At 64.8% G+C, this 21,147-nt stretch carries 4 protein-coding genes and 1 pseudogene; 1 reads left to right on the top strand and 4 read right to left on the bottom strand.

Features of this window, described 5'->3' with window-relative positions:
* Positions 1 to 694: pseudogene (locus E0T84_RS30675) on the top strand (hypothetical protein); the annotation flags it as partial.
* Between the two features lie 26 nt (positions 695 to 720).
* Here the strand turns inward: E0T84_RS30675 and E0T84_RS30670 are convergent.
* The 4 genes from E0T84_RS30670 to E0T84_RS32810 form a co-directional block, all read right to left on the bottom strand.
* Positions 721 to 1,395: an isoprenylcysteine carboxylmethyltransferase family protein gene (locus E0T84_RS30670; protein WP_138746352.1), complete on the bottom strand. Its 675-nt coding sequence runs from the start codon at positions 1,393 to 1,395 to the stop codon at positions 721 to 723.
* 31 nt (positions 1,396 to 1,426) lie between these two features.
* On the bottom strand, positions 1,427 to 2,824 hold the full coding sequence (locus E0T84_RS30665) for a wax ester/triacylglycerol synthase domain-containing protein (protein ID WP_138746351.1): 1,398 nt from the start codon (positions 2,822 to 2,824) through the stop codon (positions 1,427 to 1,429).
* Between the two features lie 62 nt (positions 2,825 to 2,886).
* Positions 2,887 to 15,135: an amino acid adenylation domain-containing protein gene (locus E0T84_RS30660; protein ID WP_371726389.1), complete on the bottom strand. Its 12,249-nt coding sequence runs from the start codon at positions 15,133 to 15,135 to the stop codon at positions 2,887 to 2,889.
* Positions 15,132 to 21,147 (bottom strand): amino acid adenylation domain-containing protein (locus E0T84_RS32810; RefSeq protein WP_371726388.1); only part of this gene is annotated, 6,016 nt, incomplete at its 5' end. The genes E0T84_RS32810 and E0T84_RS30660, both read right to left, overlap by 4 nt.

The raw sequence follows: 21,147 nt of genomic DNA, 5'->3' as shown, positions 1-21,147 counted from the left end.
ATCTGAATCGCACCTTCTACCAACCGCAACGATCTTCGTCGATGCCGAAGAGTGGGACGCCCGAGCCCGCGCCCTCGGCGGAACGCGCAACACGCTGCTTGTGGGACTCGCAGCTCGGCTCGCCCACCATGCGGGGCGGGTTGCGGCAGACGGATCGGTAGTGGTAACCCTCCCCGTCAACGAGCGCACCGCCGACGATACCCGGGCCAATGCGATCAGCGGTGTTCGTGCGACGGTCAATCCCGCATCCGCCACCACAGACCTGGGTGAGATCCGGGCCGCGGTCAAACAAGAACTGATTCGACACTCCCAGGAGCCCGACCCTCAACAGGTGATGAACGCCCTGGTACCCCTGATGTCCGAAAGGGTTCTCAAAGCTGCCCGCAGTGCGACCAGGGGCAATCCCTTCAATCTCGTGGGCGCATCCAATGTCGGAGAGATGAATACCGCCGCTGGACGGGCAGACAGCACCGACGCAGCTTCGTTCGCCCTGAGACTGCATCACCTCGGGGTGGCCACGTCGACGTTGCACCGCTATGGCGGCGTGCAGACCATGTTGTCGGGCACGATGAATGGGCAGATATTCATCTCGCTGATTTCGTATCTGCCGGGCCGGGCCAACTCCAACGACGAATTGCGCCTCGATCTTTCGACCGCGCTGAAGGAGTTCTCCCTGAGCGGCAGCTATCTCTGACCAACGGGATCACGCAGGCGCAGCCGTCACCAGACGAGTGGCACCAGTCGGTAGTGCACCTTCTGCATGTATTCCCGATAGCCGGCGAGTTGCTGTCGGAGCAGCTTCTCCTCGTCCTGGATGCGGAACGTGTACAGGGTCAGGACGGGAATGAGAACAGCCAGCCCCCACCACGAGCCGAGCGCCAGCGGCATCCCCGCCACCATGAGCAGCGCCCCCATGTACATCGGATGCCGGACCAGGCCGTAGAGGCCCGTGGAGACCAGCTTCTGCTCCGACTCCACGGTGATGTTGGCTGACGCGTAGCTGTTCTGGATGATCGTAAAGATCGTGATCACGAGGCCGACTGCGAACATCACGTTGCCGATCCAAGATACGGCGGTGGGTACTGGGGACCAACCGAAGCGGTGGTCAAGGCCGCAGAACACCGGCAACGCGACGGACAGAACTGCGATGACGCCGATGACACCCTTTTGCACCGGTCTCGACTCCGCCTTCTGCACGACGCGCATACGCCGCTCCACGACCGCCTTGTCCTTACTCAACAGGTAGACGGTAGAGGCAATTGCCATCACCGCGTACACCGTCAGGAAAACCCACGCCTGCCAGTAGTTGAATGTCCCCGCCGGCACGAAGAGCAGCGCGCCCAACGCCAACAGGCCGAATACGGATTGGACAGCCGCCCGAATGTTGGTGTTCATGTGATTCTCCTACATTGTGATTGCGGGACGCTCACAGAAGCGAGCCGGTCAGCGAAAAATCGTCAAGTGCACTTGAAAGATCTTCTTGCAAACGGTCATTCGTGTTCACTCGACCCGGAAGATAGGAATGCGCCGAAACGAACACTCGTCCGTTCGCTCTCCCGGACAGAAATGACTGGGTCCCGCCGAAGCGGTGGAGCATCGCCTCAGTCAGTCCCAGGTACGGGAGAACTTTCACGGCGAAGTGGTCGGCGTCCGTACCGTCCACCCGACTGGCGGCTGGGTTGACCACACCGAGGTTGGACGAACCGACCTGATTGGGTGAACCGACACGAGATGTGGCTCCGAGGAACCGCTTGGGCAGCAGCGGGACGATGGCATTCACGGCCAGCTCCTCGTCGGGTACCTCTCCGTGACGGATCAGCGCTTGTTTAACCGCAGCGCGGATCTCCCCCAGCTCCGTAGTCGCGAGTGCGGGATCAACCGCGACGGCAACACTACTTCGTGCGTTGGCACGGGTATCTCCGTCGGCACGCTGGCTGACCGGCATCATGACGACCACCGACCCGTCGGCGCCGACGCGTCCTGTGCGGTGGGCCAGCCGAGCCGCCAATCCCACGAGAAGGGTGTTGCTGGTCCCGCCGAGCTCCTCTGCGCGACAATCCCATTCGCCGGCATCTACGAGGATCGTCGCCATCGGGACCGGTATCGATTCGTCAGAAAGGGTGGCCGGCGCAGGTGAGGTGGTGGTCGGCGAAGTGGCCGGGGCCGCAGCTGCTGTCCCTTCCCGACTGCGCCGGGCCAGCCGAGTCGCGGCGACAACACCCCGCGCCATGGCGGGAACGTCGCGCACGGTTTGCCAGGCGTCCTGACTCACAGCTCGCCAACGACCGCGCGATTCGGCAGCAGGCCAGCTGATCGGATCGTCGCGGCCGAGTGCGGCATCAGCCAGCGCCTCACAGAGACCGACTCCGTCGATGAGGCAATGTGAGACGACCAAACTCACACCTGAACCACCGTCGGTGAACGGGAGCACCGCGACATGCCAGCCGGGCCCGCGCTCGCAATCGAGAGGAGTGTTGATCTGCTCGCCGAGCCAGTCATCTAATTCTTCACGTGGCCTGGGAGTCTCGACGATCTCCAGCTCGGACGATTTGTCCGACGCCACCCAGCGGTGCCGGCCGAAGGGCAGTGGTGAACGCTCGATGCCGCGGGACAGCCTTCCCCGCCGAAGATGGTCGTGGAACCGGCGAAGACCTTCGATATCGACCGGGCGGTCATATGTCCAGACGCTCTGCAGGAGGCTGTTGACGCCGATCGCCAACCCGAGATCGAACGTACGCTGATCGAGCACGTCGAGGACGTTGCTTATTTTCGGGCCCGTATCCGTGTTGGATTCGCGCGCCTCGTGCTCGTAAGTGGTACCCATTTGGCGATCACCGTCCCCACGTCAGCCGCTCAACGCTCGTGCGTATTAGCATCGTCACGTATCTATTCCGAATCACTTTCCAGGACAGACTTCAACTGTTCGACGTATGCACTCAGTGCTTCGGGCGTGAACATTTCGAAGTGGGTGCAGCCAACCGGTAGCACCGTAATCTTCCCGGAAACATGAGGGCGCCAACTGTTCAGCAGCGCTCCGGCTGCCCTGCGGTTACGCAGACGCGCCAACCTCGGCATGAGTCCGATCCCGTCGGTCTCCTCGCATCGAGGTCGGGCAGCCGAGAACATCACGACATCACCGTCGAAAAGTTCAGGCTGATGATCGAGAAGGAACAACTGCCCCGCACTCACGCTGCGGGCCATGAATTTCACCAACTCCCGTGACGGAGGACTGGCCCCGTGCCGGGCAATGATGTCGGCCACCCGCGAATAGGACAGCAACCCGAAATGCACGGGCACCCGGACCTTGTTGGTCCGCAGGATGTAATCCAGAACCCATCCTTCGGCCATCGCCTGATTCTTCGCAATCCTCCTGGTGATGCGTTTCCAGAACCTGTTCGGGTTCAACAAGCCATCGAGCAGCACCAGACGCTGAACCTCACACCCCCGCCGCTGAAGCTCAACGGCCAACGCATGAGCCACCACTCCACCAAACGACCAGCCCAGAATCCGGTACGGCCCAACCGGATACAGCTCCTGAAGCCGATCGGCGTAGCTTTCCGCCATGGCGTGGATCGACAGTGCCTCGGATTCGCCATCGGCCGGCGCCCGGTTGATTCCGACGATCGGGCCCTCCACGTACCGGCCCAACGCCCGGTACGACCAACTCAGCCCGAATCCGTCATGCACGCAACACAACGGCACGCCATTACCCTGCTTGAGCACCTCGACCGGGACCACTTCCCGCGAACTCTCGGCGCGACCCACTTGCTGGGCCAAACCACGCACCGTCGGCGCATCGAACATGACTCGCACCGCCAACTCGGCGTCGAGGCTGGTGTTGGCGGCGGCGATCACCCGCATCGCCGACAGCGAGTCACCGCCGAGGTTGAAAAACGAATCGTCGACCCCGACTCTCTCCAGACCGAGAACTTCGGCGTAGATGCCGGCCAGAATCTCCTCGGTGAGCGTTTCCGGGGCACGGTAACGCCGAGCATCGACATACTCCGGCACCGGGAGTGCACGACGATCCAGCTTCCCGTTGACCGTCAGCGGCAGGCTGTCGACCGCCAACACCGCCGCAGGCACCATATAGGCCGGTAACCGTGTCGCCATGGCAGCCCGGATTTCGGCCGGGTCTGCCTTACCGGTGATGTATCCGAACAGCCGCTTGTCGCCGGGGCGATCTTCTCGAGCGATGACGGCCGCCTGATCCACCCCCTCCAGACCGGCCAGCACCGCTCGCACGTCACCCAACTCGATGCGATACCCGCGGATCTTTACCTGCTCATCAGCCCGGCCCAGATACTGCAACTGACCGTCAGCACCCCAACGCACCAGATCCCCGGTGCGATACATCCGCTGCCCCGCTGCGAACGGACACGCGACGAATCGCGACCCCGTCAACCCACCCCGACGCTGGTACCCGGCGGCCAGGCCGGACCCGGCCACATACAATTCCCCGACCACACCGGCGGGCACCGGACGCAACCACCGGTCCAACACGAAGAACGCCGCACCCGGCACCGGCCTTCCGATCGGCACCACACCCGACCCTGCCACCAACGGGGCACTGAACGACGTGTACCACGTCTCCGTCGGGCCGTAACCGTTGACCATCAACCGGCCCAGTGCCCACCGATCCACCAACTCGACCGGGCACGCCTCACCGGCCACCACCAACGCCGCAGACTCCAAACTCTCCGACGACAGCGCCGCGGCAGCCGACGGCGTCTGGTTCAGCACCGTCACTTGCTCTGCAACCAGCAAGTCGTGCAACTCATCTGGTGAACCCACCAGCGCATCAGGCACCACCACCAATCGGCCACCGCTCAGCAACGCACCGAAGATCTCCCACACCGACACGTCAAAGGCATACGAGTGCCACTGCGACCACACCCCCGCGGTGGGCAACCCCACATCCAACGACGTCAGCAACCCGGTGACGTTGCTGTGCGGGACGGCCACTCCCTTCGGCACCCCCGTCGTGCCCGATGTGTAGATCACGTATGCCACATCGTCGGCAGCCGGCATTGACAATGCGCTGCTCGGTTGCGCGACGTTCCGCCGGTCCGCCACATCGACAACGGCCACACCCAGCTGGTCCAGCCGCCCCGCCAACGCACCTGCAGTGACCGCGGCCACCGGTCGGGCATCACCGACCACCACGGCGATCCGTGCATCTGGATACGCCGGATCCAACGGCAGATACGCCGCCCCTGTCTTCAACACCGCCAGAATCGCCACAATCGCGTCAACCGAACGACTCAGCACCAACGCCACACACTCACCGGGCCCGGCACCGTGGCCGGCAAGGAGGTGCGCCAACCGATTCGAGGCTTCGTCGAGTTCTCGATACGACATGGAACTGCCCTCGAAGGTCACGGCCGGGGCATCCGGCACCCGCGCCACCTGCTGGGCGAACACCTCCGGAATCGAGCCCGCCACCCTAGCCGGTGCGGTCAACGCGGCCAGGTTTCCGAGCTCATCGAGACGAGCATGCTCGTCGGCGTCCAACACATCGATGGACGACAAGCGCTGCGCCGGATCGGCCGTCATCGCCGCCAGAATCCGCTCCAACCGCCCGACGATCACCTCGATTGTGCCGGCGTCGAACACATCAGTGCGGAACTCCACCGAACCACCGATCCCGGCCCAAGCGTCCTGGGCGTCGTACCTTTCTCCTAGAGCAAGGACCAGATCCATACGAGCGGTGCGGGTTTCGGCCATCTGTGCCGCAGCCTGCACATCACCCGCCGCCGACTCGGAACCGGACGTATTCGCGGGGTTCTGCCAGGCCAACATCACCTGGATCAGTGGGTGATGACTCAAGCTGCGGCTCGGGTTGAGCCGGTCCACCAACACCTCGAACGGCACGTCCTGATGCTCATACGCTGCCAGGCTGCGCTGACGCACCTGCCCCAGCAGTTCCCCTACGGTGGGGTCGTCGGCCAGGTCGACCCGCAGCACCAAAGTGTTCACAAAGAACCCGACCAGATCATTCAAGGCCGGATCATTACGCCCCGCAATCGGGAAACCCACCGCCACATCGGAGCTGGCACTCAAACTCGACAACAGCACTGCCAACGCAGCCTGCACCACCATGAAGCTGGTTGCGTTGTGCTCCCTCGCAACCGCGGCCACCCGCTGCTGCAATTCCGCCGGCCACTCCACTTCGACGACAGCACCGCGGTGATCGGCGACCGCCGGGTACGGGCGGTCCGTCGGCAACTCGAGGCGGTCAGGCAGGCCCGCGAGCGCGTCCTGCCAGTAGGCCAGTTGCCCTGAGATCCGGCTCTCGGGGTCGGACAGGTCACCGAGCTGCTCCCGCTGCCACAACGTGTAATCCACGTACTGCACCGGCAGCGCAGACCACTCCGGCGCCGCCCCGGCACAGCGCGCGGCATAGGCGACGGCCACATCACGGGCCAGGGGTGCGAACGACCAAGCGTCCCCAGCGATGTGGTGCACCACCGCGACCAGCACATGCTCGTCCTCAGAGACGCGGAAAAGCCTCGCCCAGATCGGAATCTCGTTGTTCAGATCGAAGGGGTGCCGTACGGCTGCATCGATGGCGCTCGCCAACTGCTCCGCGGGCCAATCCGCGGCATCAACCACCTGCCATCCGAAATCAGCCTGGGCGGCAGGAAGGACCAACTGTTGGGGAACACCGTCCACCTCGGGGAAGACTGTCCGCAGACTCTCGTGCCGGGCTGCCACATCGGCCAGGGCCACACGGAGCGCATCAACGTCCAATCCGGTCACCCGGTACATCATCGGCATGTTGTAAATCGGCGAAGGACCATGCAATTGGTCCAGGAACCACAGCCGCTGCTGGGCATATGACAACGGCACCACGGCAGGCCGAGGCATGGGGGCCAACGGCGTCCGCCCGCCCGAGCCCGTGGTGATTCGCGGCTCCAACTGCGCCACGGTCGGCGCATCGAAGACCGTGCGGACTGCCAGATCCGTGTCGAATGCGGTGTTGACGGCGTTGATCAACCGGATGGCCGACAGGGAATCGCCGCCGAGATCGAAGAACGAGTCATCCAGGCCTACCCGGCCCAGGTCCAACACCTGCGCGAAGATGCCGGCCAGGATCTCCTCTGTCGGGGTACTCGGAGCACGGTAGCTGTCGGCGTCGCTGTACTCGGGCGCCGGTAGCGCGCGTCGATCCAACTTGCCGTTGACCGTCAGCGGTATGGCGTCGACCACCACCACGGCGGCGGGCACCATGTAGGTCGGAAGGTGGTCGGCGAGCTGGGCGCGGGCCCTACCGGCATCGACCGTTCCGGCTACGGTTTCGGTGACATAGCCGACGAGTCGCTTCTCACCCGGGTGGTCCTCGCGGGCGACGACGACCGCTTGTTCCACGCCGTCAAAATCGGCCAGGGCGACCTGGATTTCACCAAGTTCGATCCGGTAGCCCCGAATCTTGACCTGCTCGTCGGCGCGACCGAGATACTGCATCTGCCCGTCGCTGCCCCAGCGCACCAAGTCGCCGGTCCGGTACATGCGGGCTCCCGCGTCACCGAACGGGCAAGGGACGAAGCGCGAGGCGGTGAGCCCGGCTCGGCCGACATACCCCATTCCGACGCCGCGGCCGGCCACATACAGTTCTCCCACCACACCCGGCGGTGCCTTCCGCAACCAGCGATCAAGCACGAACAATGCCGCACCTGGGACGGGAGCACCGATCGGCACAACATTCGAACCTGATGATTCAGCTTTCAAGGGCGCAGTGATCGTCGCGTACACCGTGGCCTCGGTCGGTCCGTACGCGTTGATCAGCACCCGCCCCGGGGCCCACCGCTGCACCAGCTCGGTCGGACACGCTTCCCCGGCCACCACCAAGGCAGCGGACTCCAGCCCCTCAGGGGACAGCATTCCCGCGGCCGAAGGCGTCTGGCTCAACACGCTGACCTTCTCGGCGACCAGCAGCGCATGCAGATCGTGCGGTGAACGTGCCACCTCCTCGGGCACCACCACCAGACGACCGCCGTGCAACAGAGCGCCGAAGATGTCCCACACCGAAACGTCGAACACCAGCGAATGCCACTGCGACCACACGGTTCCGGGGCCGACCAAGGCCGGATCCACGGCACCGAGGAACTGCGTGACATTCTGGTGAGTGATCGCCACGCCCTTCGGAACACCTGTGGTCCCCGACGTGTAGATCAGATAGGCAACGTCATCGGCGGCCGGCCCTTGCAACGCGGCCTTTGATTGCGCCCCGATGCGAGGATCGGCGACGTCGATGACGACCAGGTCAGCGCCGGCCAACCGCGGCCGCAACTCAGCGGTGGTGATCGCTGCGACCGGGCGGGCGTCACCGAGCATGAACTCGATACGCGCATCCGGCACCATCGGGTCGATCGGCAGGTACGCCGCGCCCGCCTTGAGAACCGCCAGAATCGAGACGATCGCCTCGCCCGAATGGTTGAGCAGCAACGCCACGCATGCGCCGGGGCGTGCCCCGCTGTCGACAAGCAGCCGTGCCAAGCGATTCGATTCCTCATCGAGCTCGCGATAGGTCCACGAACTCTCCCCGCACACCACGGCCACCGCAGCTGGGTCTCGTGCCACCTGCTCGGCAAAGACTGCCGGAATCGACACGGCGTCCACCGAATCGGACAGCACCGCGCGGTTGCCCCACCCGTCGAGCGCGACGTGGTCATCGGCTCCCAGCAGATTTATCGACGACAACTTCGCAGCGGGGTCGACGGTCAGAGCTTCTACCACCCGCGTCAGTCGGTCGACGAAGATCTGGATGGTGGCAGCATCGAACACGTCGGTACGGAATTCCACCGCCCCGGTGATTCCGGCCGGCATGCCCGCACTCCAGCGTTCTGCCAGTGAGATCGTCAGATCCATGCGCGCGGCTTGAGTGTCGGCTTCCAGCGGTGTGGCCTGCATCCCGCCCAGACTCGACGCGGGCTGGTCGTCGTCCTGCTTGGCGAGGTTCTGCCACGCCGTCATCACCTGGACCAGCGGGTGATGCGTCAGGCTGCGGGACGGGTTGAGCCGATCGACAACCATCTCGAAGGGCACGTCCTGGTGCTCGTAGGCAGCCAGGCTGCGCCGGCGCACTTGGGCCAGGAGATCGGCGACCGTGGGATCACCGTCGAGCTCTACCCGCAGCACCAGCGTGTTGATGAAGACACCGACCAACTCGTCCAACGCGGGATCACTGCGCCCGGCAATCGGGAAGCCCACGGCCACATCCGCAGTCCCGGTCAGATTCGACAACAGCACCGCCAGGGCTGCCTGCACCACCATGAAGCTGGTCGCGTTGTGCTCGCTTGCGGCTCGCGCGATCTGCTGCTGCAGCTCGACCGGCCACTCCATCGCCAGACTGGCGCCCCGGTAGTCGGCGACCGGCGGATACGGCCGGTCGGTGGGCAGCTCCAGTCGATCTGGCAGCCCCGACAGCTCCTGTTCCCAGTACGCGAGTTGGTCGGCGATCCGACTGCCGGGATCGGCCACATCGCCGAGATACGACCGCTGCCACAACGTGTAATCGGCATATTGCACCGGCAACGGAGCCCAATTGGGGACCTGCCCTGCGCACCGGCTCGCGTAGGCAACCCCGATGTCACGCACCAGCGGACCGATCGACCAGCCGTCGCCTGCGATGTGATGGACTACGGCAACCAAGACATGGTCACCCTCGGCCACTCGGAAAAGTGTTGCTCTCATCGGGATCTCGGCTGAAAGGTCGAAGTGGTATCCGACCGCCGCACGGATCGCGTCGTGTAGTCGATCCACGGACCAGTCCACCGCGTCGATGACCTGCCACCCCGGATCAGCCTGTCCCACCGGGAGCACAACTTGTCGGGGTGCACCGTCGACCGCAGGGAACACCGTGCGTAATGACTCGTGGCGCTCGACCACGTCGGCCAGCGCCGCGCCGAGCGCGTCGACATCCAGCCCCCCGGTGATCCGATAGACGGTCGGCATGTTGTAGATCGGTGACGGTCCTTCGAGCTGGTCGAGGAACCACAGCCGCTGTTGGGCATACGACAACGGCAGGACATCGGGCCGCGGCTGTGCCACCAAGGGTTCGCGCCGACCCGAACCCTCACCGGCGCGCGTAGCCAATTGCGCCACCGTCGGCGCCTCGAACACCGCCCGCACCGCGATATCGGTATCCAGGCTGGCGTTGACCGCGTTGATCAACCGCATCGCCGAAAGGGAGTCGCCGCCCAGATCGAAGAAGGAGTCATCGGCCCCGACCCGCTCCAGACCGAGCACCTGAGCGTAGATGCCGGCCAGCAGCTCCTCGATCGCAGTGGCCGGGGCGCGGTATTCCTGGCCGTTGACGTAATCCGGTGCCGGCAGGGCACGTTTGTCGAGCTTCCCGTTCACCGTCAGCGGCAACGCATCGAGCACCACCACGGCGGCGGGAACCATGTAGCCAGGCAACCGTTCCGACAACGCGGCACGAACAGCGACCGGATCCGCGGTACCGGTGATGTAGCCGACCAGGCGCTTGTCGCCGGGACGATCCTCACGCGCGACGACCTCCGCCTGCTTGACGCCGTCCAGACTTGCCAGCGCAGACTGGATTTCGCCCAGCTCGATGCGATACCCACGAATCTTGACCTGCTCGTCGGCACGTCCCAGATACCGCAACTGCCCGTCAGCGCCCCACGAAGCCAGGTCCCCCGTCCGATACATCCGGGCCCCGGCCCCACCGAACGGACACGCCACAAAGCGGGTCGAACTCAATCCGCCACGCCGCCAGTAACCGAACCCCAATCCGGCGCCGACCACATACAACTCACCCACCACACCGACCGGAACCGGCTGCAACGAAGGATCCAGCACGAAGAAACCGAGGTGCGCCAACGGCACACCGATCGGACTGGCACTGCCTTCGGCGTCACTCACCAGAATCTCGCGGAACGACGCATGCACCGTCGTCTCGGTGATCCCGTACATGTTGATCAACCGCGGTGAACCGGGATGGCCCTCAAACCACGGCCGAAGGCGCTGCGGCTCAAGCGCTTCCCCGCCGAAGATCACCGTATCCAACTTCAACTGGCGACCCATTTCCGGCAGCAACGCATCAGCCGACTGCAACGCATAGAACGCCGACGGTGTCTGGCTCAACACTGTCACCTGCTCGGCAACCAACAGCGCGAGCAGCTCCTCCGGGGCTCGGGTCACCGACTCCGACACCACCACCAGCCGGCCGCCGTACAGCAGCGCCCCCCAGATCTCCCAAACCGAATAGTCGAACGCCAGCGAATGACACTGCGTCCAAACCTGTCCCGCCAGCCCCAGCTCGGCATCCAACGTCGCCAGCAACTGCGCCACGTTCCGGTGGCTGATCGCCACACCTTTCGGAACACCCGTCGTACCCGACGTATAGATCAAGTACGCCACGTCGTCGGCGTTGTGCGCCGGTAACGCGGTGTCGGGTTGGGCCTCGATACCAGCGTCGGCGACATCGACGACGGTCAGGTCGATTCCTTCCAGCCGCGCCCGCAACTCAGCGGTGGTCACCGCGACGATCGGAGCGGCATCGCCGACCATGAACCGGATCCGGGTATCAGGGTGCATCGGATCGACCGGCACGTACGCGGCCCCGGCTTTCAACGACCCCAGGATCGCGACAATCGCCTCGACCGACCGGGGCACCAACACCGCTACGCACTCACCCGGGCCGGCGCCGAGTCCAACCAAGAAGTGAGCCAACCGATTCGACGCCTCATCAAGCTCTCGATAAGTCATCGAGCGGCCATCGAAACTCACCGCGACTGCCTCAGGCGCGCGAGCCACCTGAGCAGCGAACAACCGGGGAATCGACATCACACGGCCCGGGGACTCGGCCAGCACCGCCCGGTTACCGACATCGTCGAGGCGAGCATGCTCGACGGCATCCAGCACATCGACCGACGACAGCCGCTGGGTCGGATCGCCCGTCAGCGCCGCTGCGACGCGCACAAGCCGCGCGATCATGGTTTCGATACTTGATTCGTCGAATACGTCGGTCCGGAACTCCACTGCGCCACCGATGCCCGCAGGCTCGCCGGCATCGTCCCACCGTTCCGCCAACGAGAACGTGAGATCCATCCGCGCCACGTGCGTATCCACCGGCAACGGACGGACCAGTGCCTCCCCCAGAGTCGATTCCGTCGCGGTATCGGCGGTGAAGTTCTGCCACGCGAGCGCCACCTGGACCAGCGGATGATGGGCCAGCGACCGGGTCGGCTTGAGCCGATCCACCAGTACCTCGAAGGGCACATCCTGATGCTCGAGCGTGGCCAGACTACGCTGACGCACCTGGGCCAACAGCTCGGCCATGGTGGGATCGCCTGCCAGATCCACCCGCAACACCAACGTGTTGACGAAGAAACCCACCACGCGGTCCAGCGCGGCGTCGCTCCGGCCGGCGATCGGAACCCCTACCGCCACATCAGAACTCGCACTGAGCTTCGACAACAGCATCGTCAGCGCGGCCTGCACCACCATGTATGTGGTGACATTCTGTTCGCGCGCAACTTCGCGGATCCGCTTGTGCAGTTCGGCCGGCAGCGACACCGGTATGCTCGCGCCGCGGTGATCTGACACCGGCGGATAGGGGCGGTCGGTCGGCAGTTCCAGTCGTTCGGGCAGCCCCGCCAACGCCTGTTCCCAGTACGCCACCTGCGCGGAGATGCGGCTGTCGGCATCTCCCAGATCGCCCAGCCGCGCGCGTTGCCACAACGTGTAGTCCACATACTGCACCGGTAGCGGCGCCCAGCCGGGCACTTGTCCTGCGGACCGGCCGGCATACGCCAATTGCAGGTCCGAGATCAACGGAGCTATGGACCAGCCATCGGCGGCAATGTGGTGCACCACGGCCACCAGGACGTGCTCGTCCTCGGCCAACCGCAAAAGCATGGCCCGCAGGGGTATTTCGCTGTCCAGGTCGAAGGGATGGCCTGCCATCGCTTCGATGGCCGCGCGCATCTCAGTCGTCGACCACCCGCCGGCGTCGACAACTCGCCAACCGCAGTCAGCCTGCTCAGCAGGCAGCACCACCTGCTCAGGGACGCCCTCGGCCGATCGGAAAACCGTGCGTAGGGACTCGTGCCGCTCCACCACATCGGCCAGCGCCGCGCCGAGCGCGTCGGTATCCAGAGACCCACTGACCTGTAGTGCCACCGCCATGTTGTAGATCGGTGATGGTCCCTCCAGCTGGTCGAGGAACCACAAACGCTGCTGGGCATACGACAGCGGGAGCACATCTGGCCTGGGTTGTGCCACCAGCGGTTCACGCCGATCCGAACCCTCACCGGCACGGGTAGCCAATTGCGCCACAGTGGGTGTCTCGAACACCGCCCGCACCGCGAAATCAGCGTCCAGACTGGCATTGATGGCATTGATCAACCTGGTCGCCGACAGCGAATCCCCACCCAGATCGAAGAAGGAGTCATCGGCCCCGACCCGCTCCAGACCGAGCACCTGGGCAAAGATGCCGGCCAGCACCTCCTCGATCGCAGTGGCCGGGGCGCGGTATTCCTGGCCGTTGACGTAATCCGGTGCCGGCAGGGCCCGCCTGTCGAGCTTCCCGTTCACCGTCAGCGGCAACACATCCAGCACCACCACCGCCGCTGGAACCATGTAGCCAGGCAACCGCTCCGACAACGCGGCACGAACAGCGACCGGATCCGCGGTACCGGTGATGTAGCCGACCAGGCGCTTGTCGCCGGGACGATCCTCACGGGCGATCACTGCCGCCTGGTCCACACCCTCGGCTTCAGCCAAAGCGGTTTGAATCTCGCCTAGCTCGATGCGGTACCCACGAATCTTGACCTGTTCATCGGCACGTCCGCCATACCGCAACTGCCCATGCCTGTCCCAAGACGCCAGATCCCCCGTCCGATACATCCGGGCCCCGGCCCCACCGAACGGACACGCCACGAACCGGTTGGCGCTCAGCCCGCCACGACGCCAATACCCATACCCCAATCCGGCGCCGACCACATACAACTCACCCACCACACCGACCGGGACGGGCTGCAGCGAAGAATCCAGGACGAAGAAACCAAGGTGAGCCAACGGCACACCGATCGGGCTGACGCTGCCTTCAGCATCACCCGGGATGATCTCGCGGAACGATGCATGCACCGTCGTCTCGGTGATCCCGTACATGTTGATCAACCGCGGCGAAGCGGGATGCCGACCCAACCAGCCCCGGAGGCGCTGCGGCTCAAGCGCTTCCCCACCGAAGACCACCGTCTCCAACTTCAGCTGACCACCCGGTCCGGGTTGCAGGGCGTCAACGGCCTGCAGTGCATAGAACGCCGACGGCGTCTGACTGAACATGGTGACCTGCTCGGCGACCAGCAGGGCATACAGGTCCTCGGGAGCCTGCGTGACCGACTCGGGCACTACGACCAGCCGACCGCCGTACAGCAGCGCCCCCCAGATCTCCCACACCGAATAGTCGAACGCCAACGAATGACACTGCGTCCAAACCTGACCCGCCAGCCCCAGCTCGGCATCCAGCGTCTCCAACAGGCCGACCACATTCGCATGGGTGATCGCTACACCCTTCGGACGACCCGTCGTCCCCGAGGTGTAGATCAAGTACGCGACATCGTCAGCCGCCGGCCCCGGCACGTCGGGTGCCGGCGCGGTGTGCTGACGGACCTCATCATCGAAATCGAGGACGTTCAGATCGCGCCCGCCGAATCGCCCCGTCAACTCCGATGTTGTGATCGCTACGGCCGGGTCGGCATCATCGAGCATGAACTGGATCCGCTCATCGGGATGCATCGGGTCGATCGGCACATAGGCCGCCCCCGATTTCAACACCGCGACAATGCAGACAATCGCCTCGATCGAACGAGGGAAGAGCAACGCCACCCGCTCACCCGGGCCGACACCCAGGCTGACCAACCGATGCGCCAACTGATTTGACGCCTCATCCAACTCGGCATACGTCATCGAGCGGTCGTTGAAGACCACCGCCACCGCCTCGGAAGCACCGGCGACCTGAGCAGCAAACAGTTCCGTGATAGTCGCCGACACCGAGGACCGATCGGTCAGAACCTCGCGGTTACCCCACGCGAACAGCTCGGCGTGCTCGTCCTCGTCCAGGAAATCCATCGACGACAAGCGCCGACTCAAGTCGGCCGTCACGACGCCGCCTCGACCTCAGCCGTCATCGCCATCAATACCTTTCGCAACCGATCGATCAACCGCACGACAGTGGCCTCGTCATAAACGTCGGTGCGAAACTCCACAGTCCCTCCAATCCCGGCCGGCTCGCCGGTCTCTGTCCAACGTTCACCCAGTGCGAAAGTCAAATCGGTACGCGCAGTGTGAGTCTGAGCAGGTAACGGGGTGACCTGAACATCGCCCAGGGTCAACCCACCCGCGGTGTCGGCGCTGTGCTGCCATTCCAGGTTCTGCCACGACAACATCACCTGCACGAGGGGGTGATGGGTCAAACTGCGGGTGGGGTTCAGCCGATCCACCACCACCTCGAACGGCACATCCTGGTGCTCGAAGGCCGCCAAGCCGCGCTGACGCACCTGCTCCAGCAGTTCACCGATGGTCGGATCGCCGGAGAAATCGACCCGCAGAACCAGGGTGTTGACGAAGAACCCGACCAAGTTGTCGAGTGCAGGATCATTACGGCCTGCGATCGAGATGCCTACCGCAACATCGGAACTTCCACTCAGCTTGGACAGCAACAGCGCCAGCCCCGCCTGCACCACCATGAAGCTGGTCGCATTCTGCTCACGAGCCACCCGGGCGATTCGCTGTTGGAGCTCGGCGGGCCATTCCACCACCAAACCGCCACCCTGGTAGTCGGCCACCGGTGGATACGGCCGATCCGTCGGCAATTCCAGCCGCTCCGGCAGCCCGGCCAACGCGTTCTCCCAGTAGGCCAGCTGCCCGGAGATGCGGCTGTCGCGGTCTGTGAGGTCACCCAGATACGAACGCTGCCAAAGTGTGTAGTCCGCGTACTGCACGGGCAAAGGTGACCAATCGGGCGCTTCGCCCTCGCTGCGCCTGGCGTATGCGGCGCCGAGGTCGGCCACGAGCGGGGTCACCGACCAGCCATCGGCAGCGATGTGGTGTACCACGGCCACCAGCACATGCTCGTTCTGTGCAACGCGGAACAAGCTTGCCCTCAAAGGCAATTCCGTCGACAGGTCGAACGAATGCCGCGCTACCGCGCCGGCCGCTTCGGCCAGGCGGTCGGCTGCCCAACTGACTGCATCCACCACCTCCCAGGACATGCGGGCGTCTTCGGCCGGTACCACAAACTGCTGGGGTGCCTCACCGGCGAGGGTGAACAGTGTGCGCAGGCTTTCGTGTCGACCCACCACATCGACCAGCGCCTGGCCGAGCGCAGCGGTGTCGAGATCTCCGCTCAGACGCAATCCCACGGCCAGGTTGTAAACCGGTGAGGGGCCGTTCAATTGGTCGAAGAACCACAGCCGCTGCTGGGCGTACGACAGGGGGATCGTCTGCGGACGTGGCATTACCTGCAGAGGCGGGCGGGCTGCGTCGCCCTGCTGCCGGTCCAGGCAGACAGCCAGGCGCCCTACGGTCGGCGCATCGAACAGGTAGCGGACCGGCACATCCTTGCCGAGCGCTGACTGAAGGCGTGCGCTGACGCGGATCGCGATGAGCGAGTCGCCGCCAAGGGCAAAGAAATCGTCGTCGAGCCCGACCTGATCGAGACCCAGAACCTCGGCGAAGACCTCGGCGACCGTCTTCTCCGTCGGCGTCTGAGGTGACCGGAACGTGGTCGCCGTGAACACCGGTTCTGGAAGGGCCTTGCGGTCGGTCTTGCCAGAGGAAGTCAGCGGGAACTCGTCGAGCACCACGATCTGGCTGGGCACCATGTATTCGGGCAAACGCGCGACCAACCATTGGCGAACCTCGCTCACCTTGCTGTTGGTATCGGGATCATTGGCGTAAGCGCTGCGCTTGTGTGAACCGGCCGGGGGCAGATACAGATCGGTCAGTACCGGAATATCCCCGTCCTCACTGCCGGCAACGAACATTGCATCCACAGTGCCGGGGTCGGGCCCCCAGCTGACCGCCACCCGGTACCCCGCGTCCTCACCGAGCCGGTACAGCACCTCGGGTGTGACGACGTTCGCGGGGTTGGCCGCAATCTCCGCCTCTGCCAACGCATCGGTCACCGAATGCCCGGCGGCAAGGGCTTGTTCGATGATCACATCGGCCATCACACCCGCACGCGGGATCGCGGTGACCCGCACGGTTGCCGGCCGCTGGGCCGTCAACTCGGCGTGTAATCCGCTCAGCCCCGCGCACTCGGCCCAATCCCAGGTGGGCACCTCCTCGAGAGAAAGGACTCCGTCGGCTGACCTGTGGACGGTGACGTCATAGCGGTAACGGGTCAGCTCATTGTCGGCTTCACCGCGCTTGACCTGGATGCTTATCCCGCCCACCGCGGGGTTCTCAGCTGCCCAGATCGTGAAGAACTCGGGGGCCAGCAGCAACTCCGGCTCACCGAGGACTGCGCGTTGAACTCGCTGACGGAGATCGTCGGTGTCGGTATCTGACCCGATGCGCGCCAACGCGATACCGGTCTGGAAGGCACCCTGCAGACTGTGATTTCGCACGTCACCTACAAACAGTGTTCCGCCGGGGGCCAACAGGCCCATGGCGTTGTCCATCACCTCGGTGAGGTACGCCGAATTCGGGAAGTACTGGATGACCGAGTTGATGATGATCGTGTCGAAGTACCCGGCCGGCAGCCCGTCGACCACGTCTGCGGCCTGCACCCGCAACCGGACCCGGTCTCCCCACGGTTGTCCGGCCACTGCCGATTCGAGCGTCCGTATGGTCGGCGCGGAGAAGTCTGTGCCCCAGTACTCCCCGCACTTGGGAGCGATCTGTGAAAGTACGAGACCCGAACCGACGCCGAGCTCCAGTACCCGCTGTGGCCGCAGTGACAGAATCCGGTTCACCGCCGCAGAGCGCCACTCCTCCATCTGATCCAGCGGAATGGGGTCGCCGGTGTAGCTGCTGTTCCAGCCTCGGAAATCGCTTCCGAATTCAACCACGTCGAGGTCGGCGTCGTAGAGCTCGTCGTAGACGTGTTGCCACTGATCGACGACTTCCGCATCGTGGTCAGCGTTGCTGGCCCGCTCCAATGCGACGTACGCGACCAGGTGATCCGCCGCATCGGTGTGGAATACCGCGGCGGCAGCCCGATTGACTTGCGGGCAGGCCAGCAGGGTGTTCTCGATCTCGCCCAGTTCCAGGCGCTGGCCACGCAGCTTGACCTGAGCGTCCGCGCGTCCGAGGTATTCCAGGCTGCCCGATTCGGCCCAGCGCACCAGGTCACCGGTGCGGTACAACCGCGTCCCCGGAGCCCCAAAAGGATTGGCCACGAAGCGATCCGCAGTCAGTTCGGGCCGTCCCACATAACCACGAGCCAGCACCGGTCCGGCCAGGTAGAGCTCGCCCACCACTCCGACCGGCGTCGGGTTCAGCCGGGCATCCAACACCAACGCGCACGTGCCCGGCACCGGGGCGCCGATGCGCACAGGCTGTCCGGCCGACAGCGCACTCCAGGTGGCCCAGATCGTCACCTCGGTCGGCCCATAGGCATTGAACATCCGCCGCCCGGGGGCCCACGCGGCCACCAACTCAGCCGGGCACGCCTCGCCACCGGTCACCAGCGTCGTCAATCCGGACAGACGGCTCCGGTCCAGAGTGGCCACCACGGTCGGGGTGATCAGTGCGGCCTCGACCTGCTGTTCCTCGATCACGGCCGCCAGCGCGTCGCCAGCGTAGGAATCCGGCGGAGCCACCACCAGCGCCGCCCTCGAGGCGACTGCCCACAGCCATTCGAAGACCGAGGCATCGAACGTCGGCGCGGCCACCATCAGCACCCGAGCCCCCGGCGTCACACCGAACAACTCACGATGAGCTGCAGCCACTCCCAGAACACCGGCGTGGCTGATCGCCACCCCCTTCGGCGTACCGGTGGATCCTGAGGTGAAGATCGCGTACGCGGCATCGTCAACACTCAACGGCGCCAAGCGGTCAGCGTCGGTGACCGGCTCTGCGGAGCTGCTCGAAAGATCCAGCGCGTCGATATCGATTACCGGCCGCGCCCCCGTTCCGGCCACAGGATCATCACCACGAGCCAGCACACACACGGCTTCGACGGTGTCCAGTACCGTGGCGATCCGCTCAGCAGGGTGGGTTCGATCGACCGGCACATATACTCCACCGGCCTTGAGGACCGCCCACCAGGCGATCACCAACTCGGCAGATCGGCCCAACGCCACGCCGACCGCGCGCTCGGGGCCAACGCCCGCCTCGATCAATACCCGTGCCAGCCGGTTGGAGATCTCGTCGAGTTGGCGATACGTGTACTCCCGCGGGTGGTCCACCACTGCCAGAGCGGCAGGATCCGCCGCGACGGCCGTCGCCAACAACTCCGGAGCCAGGCCCACCTGCGCGTCGACACTGGCACCAGACCACCGGTGCAGCACCAGATCACGCTCGGTGCCATCGAGTAAGCCCACCTCGCCGACCACGACCGACGAGTCAGCCGCCACGGCTGAAACCACCTTGCCGAACCAGCCCACCAGACGCTCGATGGTGGACCGGTCGAACAGGTCGGTCGCGTAGGTCAGCACACCTGCAGCCATCGGGGCACCCGAAAGCTCGTCGGGAACCTCCCTGATGTCCACGTCGAGGTCGAACTTGGCGGTGCGGGTGACCATCGACATCGGCTCGATGCCGGCGCCTTCCAAGGCCACCTCGGGCCGCACGTTGTTCTGGAACACCAGGGCCACCTGGAACAGTGGGTGGTGCGATGTGGACCGGGTCGGGTTGAGTTGCTCGACCAGCAACTCGAAGGGCACGTCCTGATTGCTGTAACCGTCCAGCGCTTTCTGCCGCACCTGATCGAGAACATCGCTGAACCTCTGCTGCGAGTTCAGCCCGACCCGCAACACCCAGGTGTTGACCAAGAACCCGACCAGCTCCTGTAGGGCCTGATCGTTGCGTCCGGCGATCGGTGTCCCCAATGCGATGTCCTCACCGACACCGGCCCGGTGCAGTACGACGGACATGACGGCCTGCAAGACCATCGAGGTAGTGACGTTGTGTTCTGCGGCAACCGCTTTGATACCCGCCCAGGTATCGGGATCGATACGCAGATCGACGCCGTCGCCGCGGTAGCTCGGCGCCGGAGGACGGGGCCGATCGGTGGGCAGCGATACCACCTCTGGCAGACCCGCCAGCTCTTTACGCCAATAGGACAACTGCTCTGCGATCCGGCTGCCCGGATCCTCCAGGTCGCCCAGATGCTCGCGCTGCCACAGCGAGTAATCGGCGTACTGCACCGGCAGCGGCGTCCAGGCCGGAACCTGTCCCGCGCAGCGGGCCGTGTACGCGGCACCGACATCCTTGACCATGGGAGCCATCGACCATCCGTCGAAGGCGATGTGGTGCAGGACGATTCCCAGGACGTACTGTTCGGGGCCGACGGAGTAGATCTGTGCCCGGATCGGGATCTCGGTTGCCAGATCGAACCTGTAGCCCGCCAAGGCGACCAACTCGCGTATGACAGCGTCTTCTTGGTCCGCTGCCACCGGCACCACGGCCGGGCCTCCGCGGCGCCACAACCCCGGTTGTGCGGGCAGTACCTTTTGTGAGGGCACTCCGTCGATGTCGGGGAACACCGTGCGCAGCGACTCGTGGCGATCGATCACGTCGTCGAGAGCCGATTCGAGCGCCCCGAGATCCAACGCTCCGTTGATCCGGAACGCGATCGGCATGTTGTATGTCGCCACCCCGCCCTCGAACCGGTTGAGGAACCACAGGCGTTGTTGCGCATACGACAACGGGATGATGTCCGGGCGCTGTTGAGGCACGAGCGGCCGACGTCCGCTCGAGCCCGAAACGAGGCGCAGCGCGAGTTGGGCGACGGTCGGTGCGTCGAACAAGGTACGCACACCCATATCGACGTCAAGGTGACTGTTCACCGCGGCGAGTAACCGCATGGCAGACAGGGAGTCGCCGCCGAGGTCGAAGAAGGAGTCGTCGATGCCGACCCGTTCCAGGCCGAGGACCTGGGCGTAGATGCCGGCCAGGATCTCCTCGGTCGCGGTGCCCGGCGCCCGATAATGATCGGTGCCGGTG

It is taken from the genome of Mycobacterium sp. DBP42 (genome assembly GCF_005924235.1).
GTDB lineage: Bacteria > Actinomycetota > Actinomycetes > Mycobacteriales > Mycobacteriaceae > Mycobacterium > Mycobacterium syngnathidarum.
This window is presented reverse-complemented; position numbering and strand designations above follow the sequence as displayed.

Excerpts from the sequence above, each read along its gene's own strand:
- E0T84_RS30670 (WP_138746352.1), bottom strand. The coding sequence starts at position 1,395 with ATGAACACCAACATTCGGGCGGCTGTCCAATCCGTATTCGGCCTGTTG.
- E0T84_RS30665 (WP_138746351.1), bottom strand. The coding sequence starts at position 2,824 with ATGGGTACCACTTACGAGCACGAGGCGCGCGAATCCAACACGGATACG.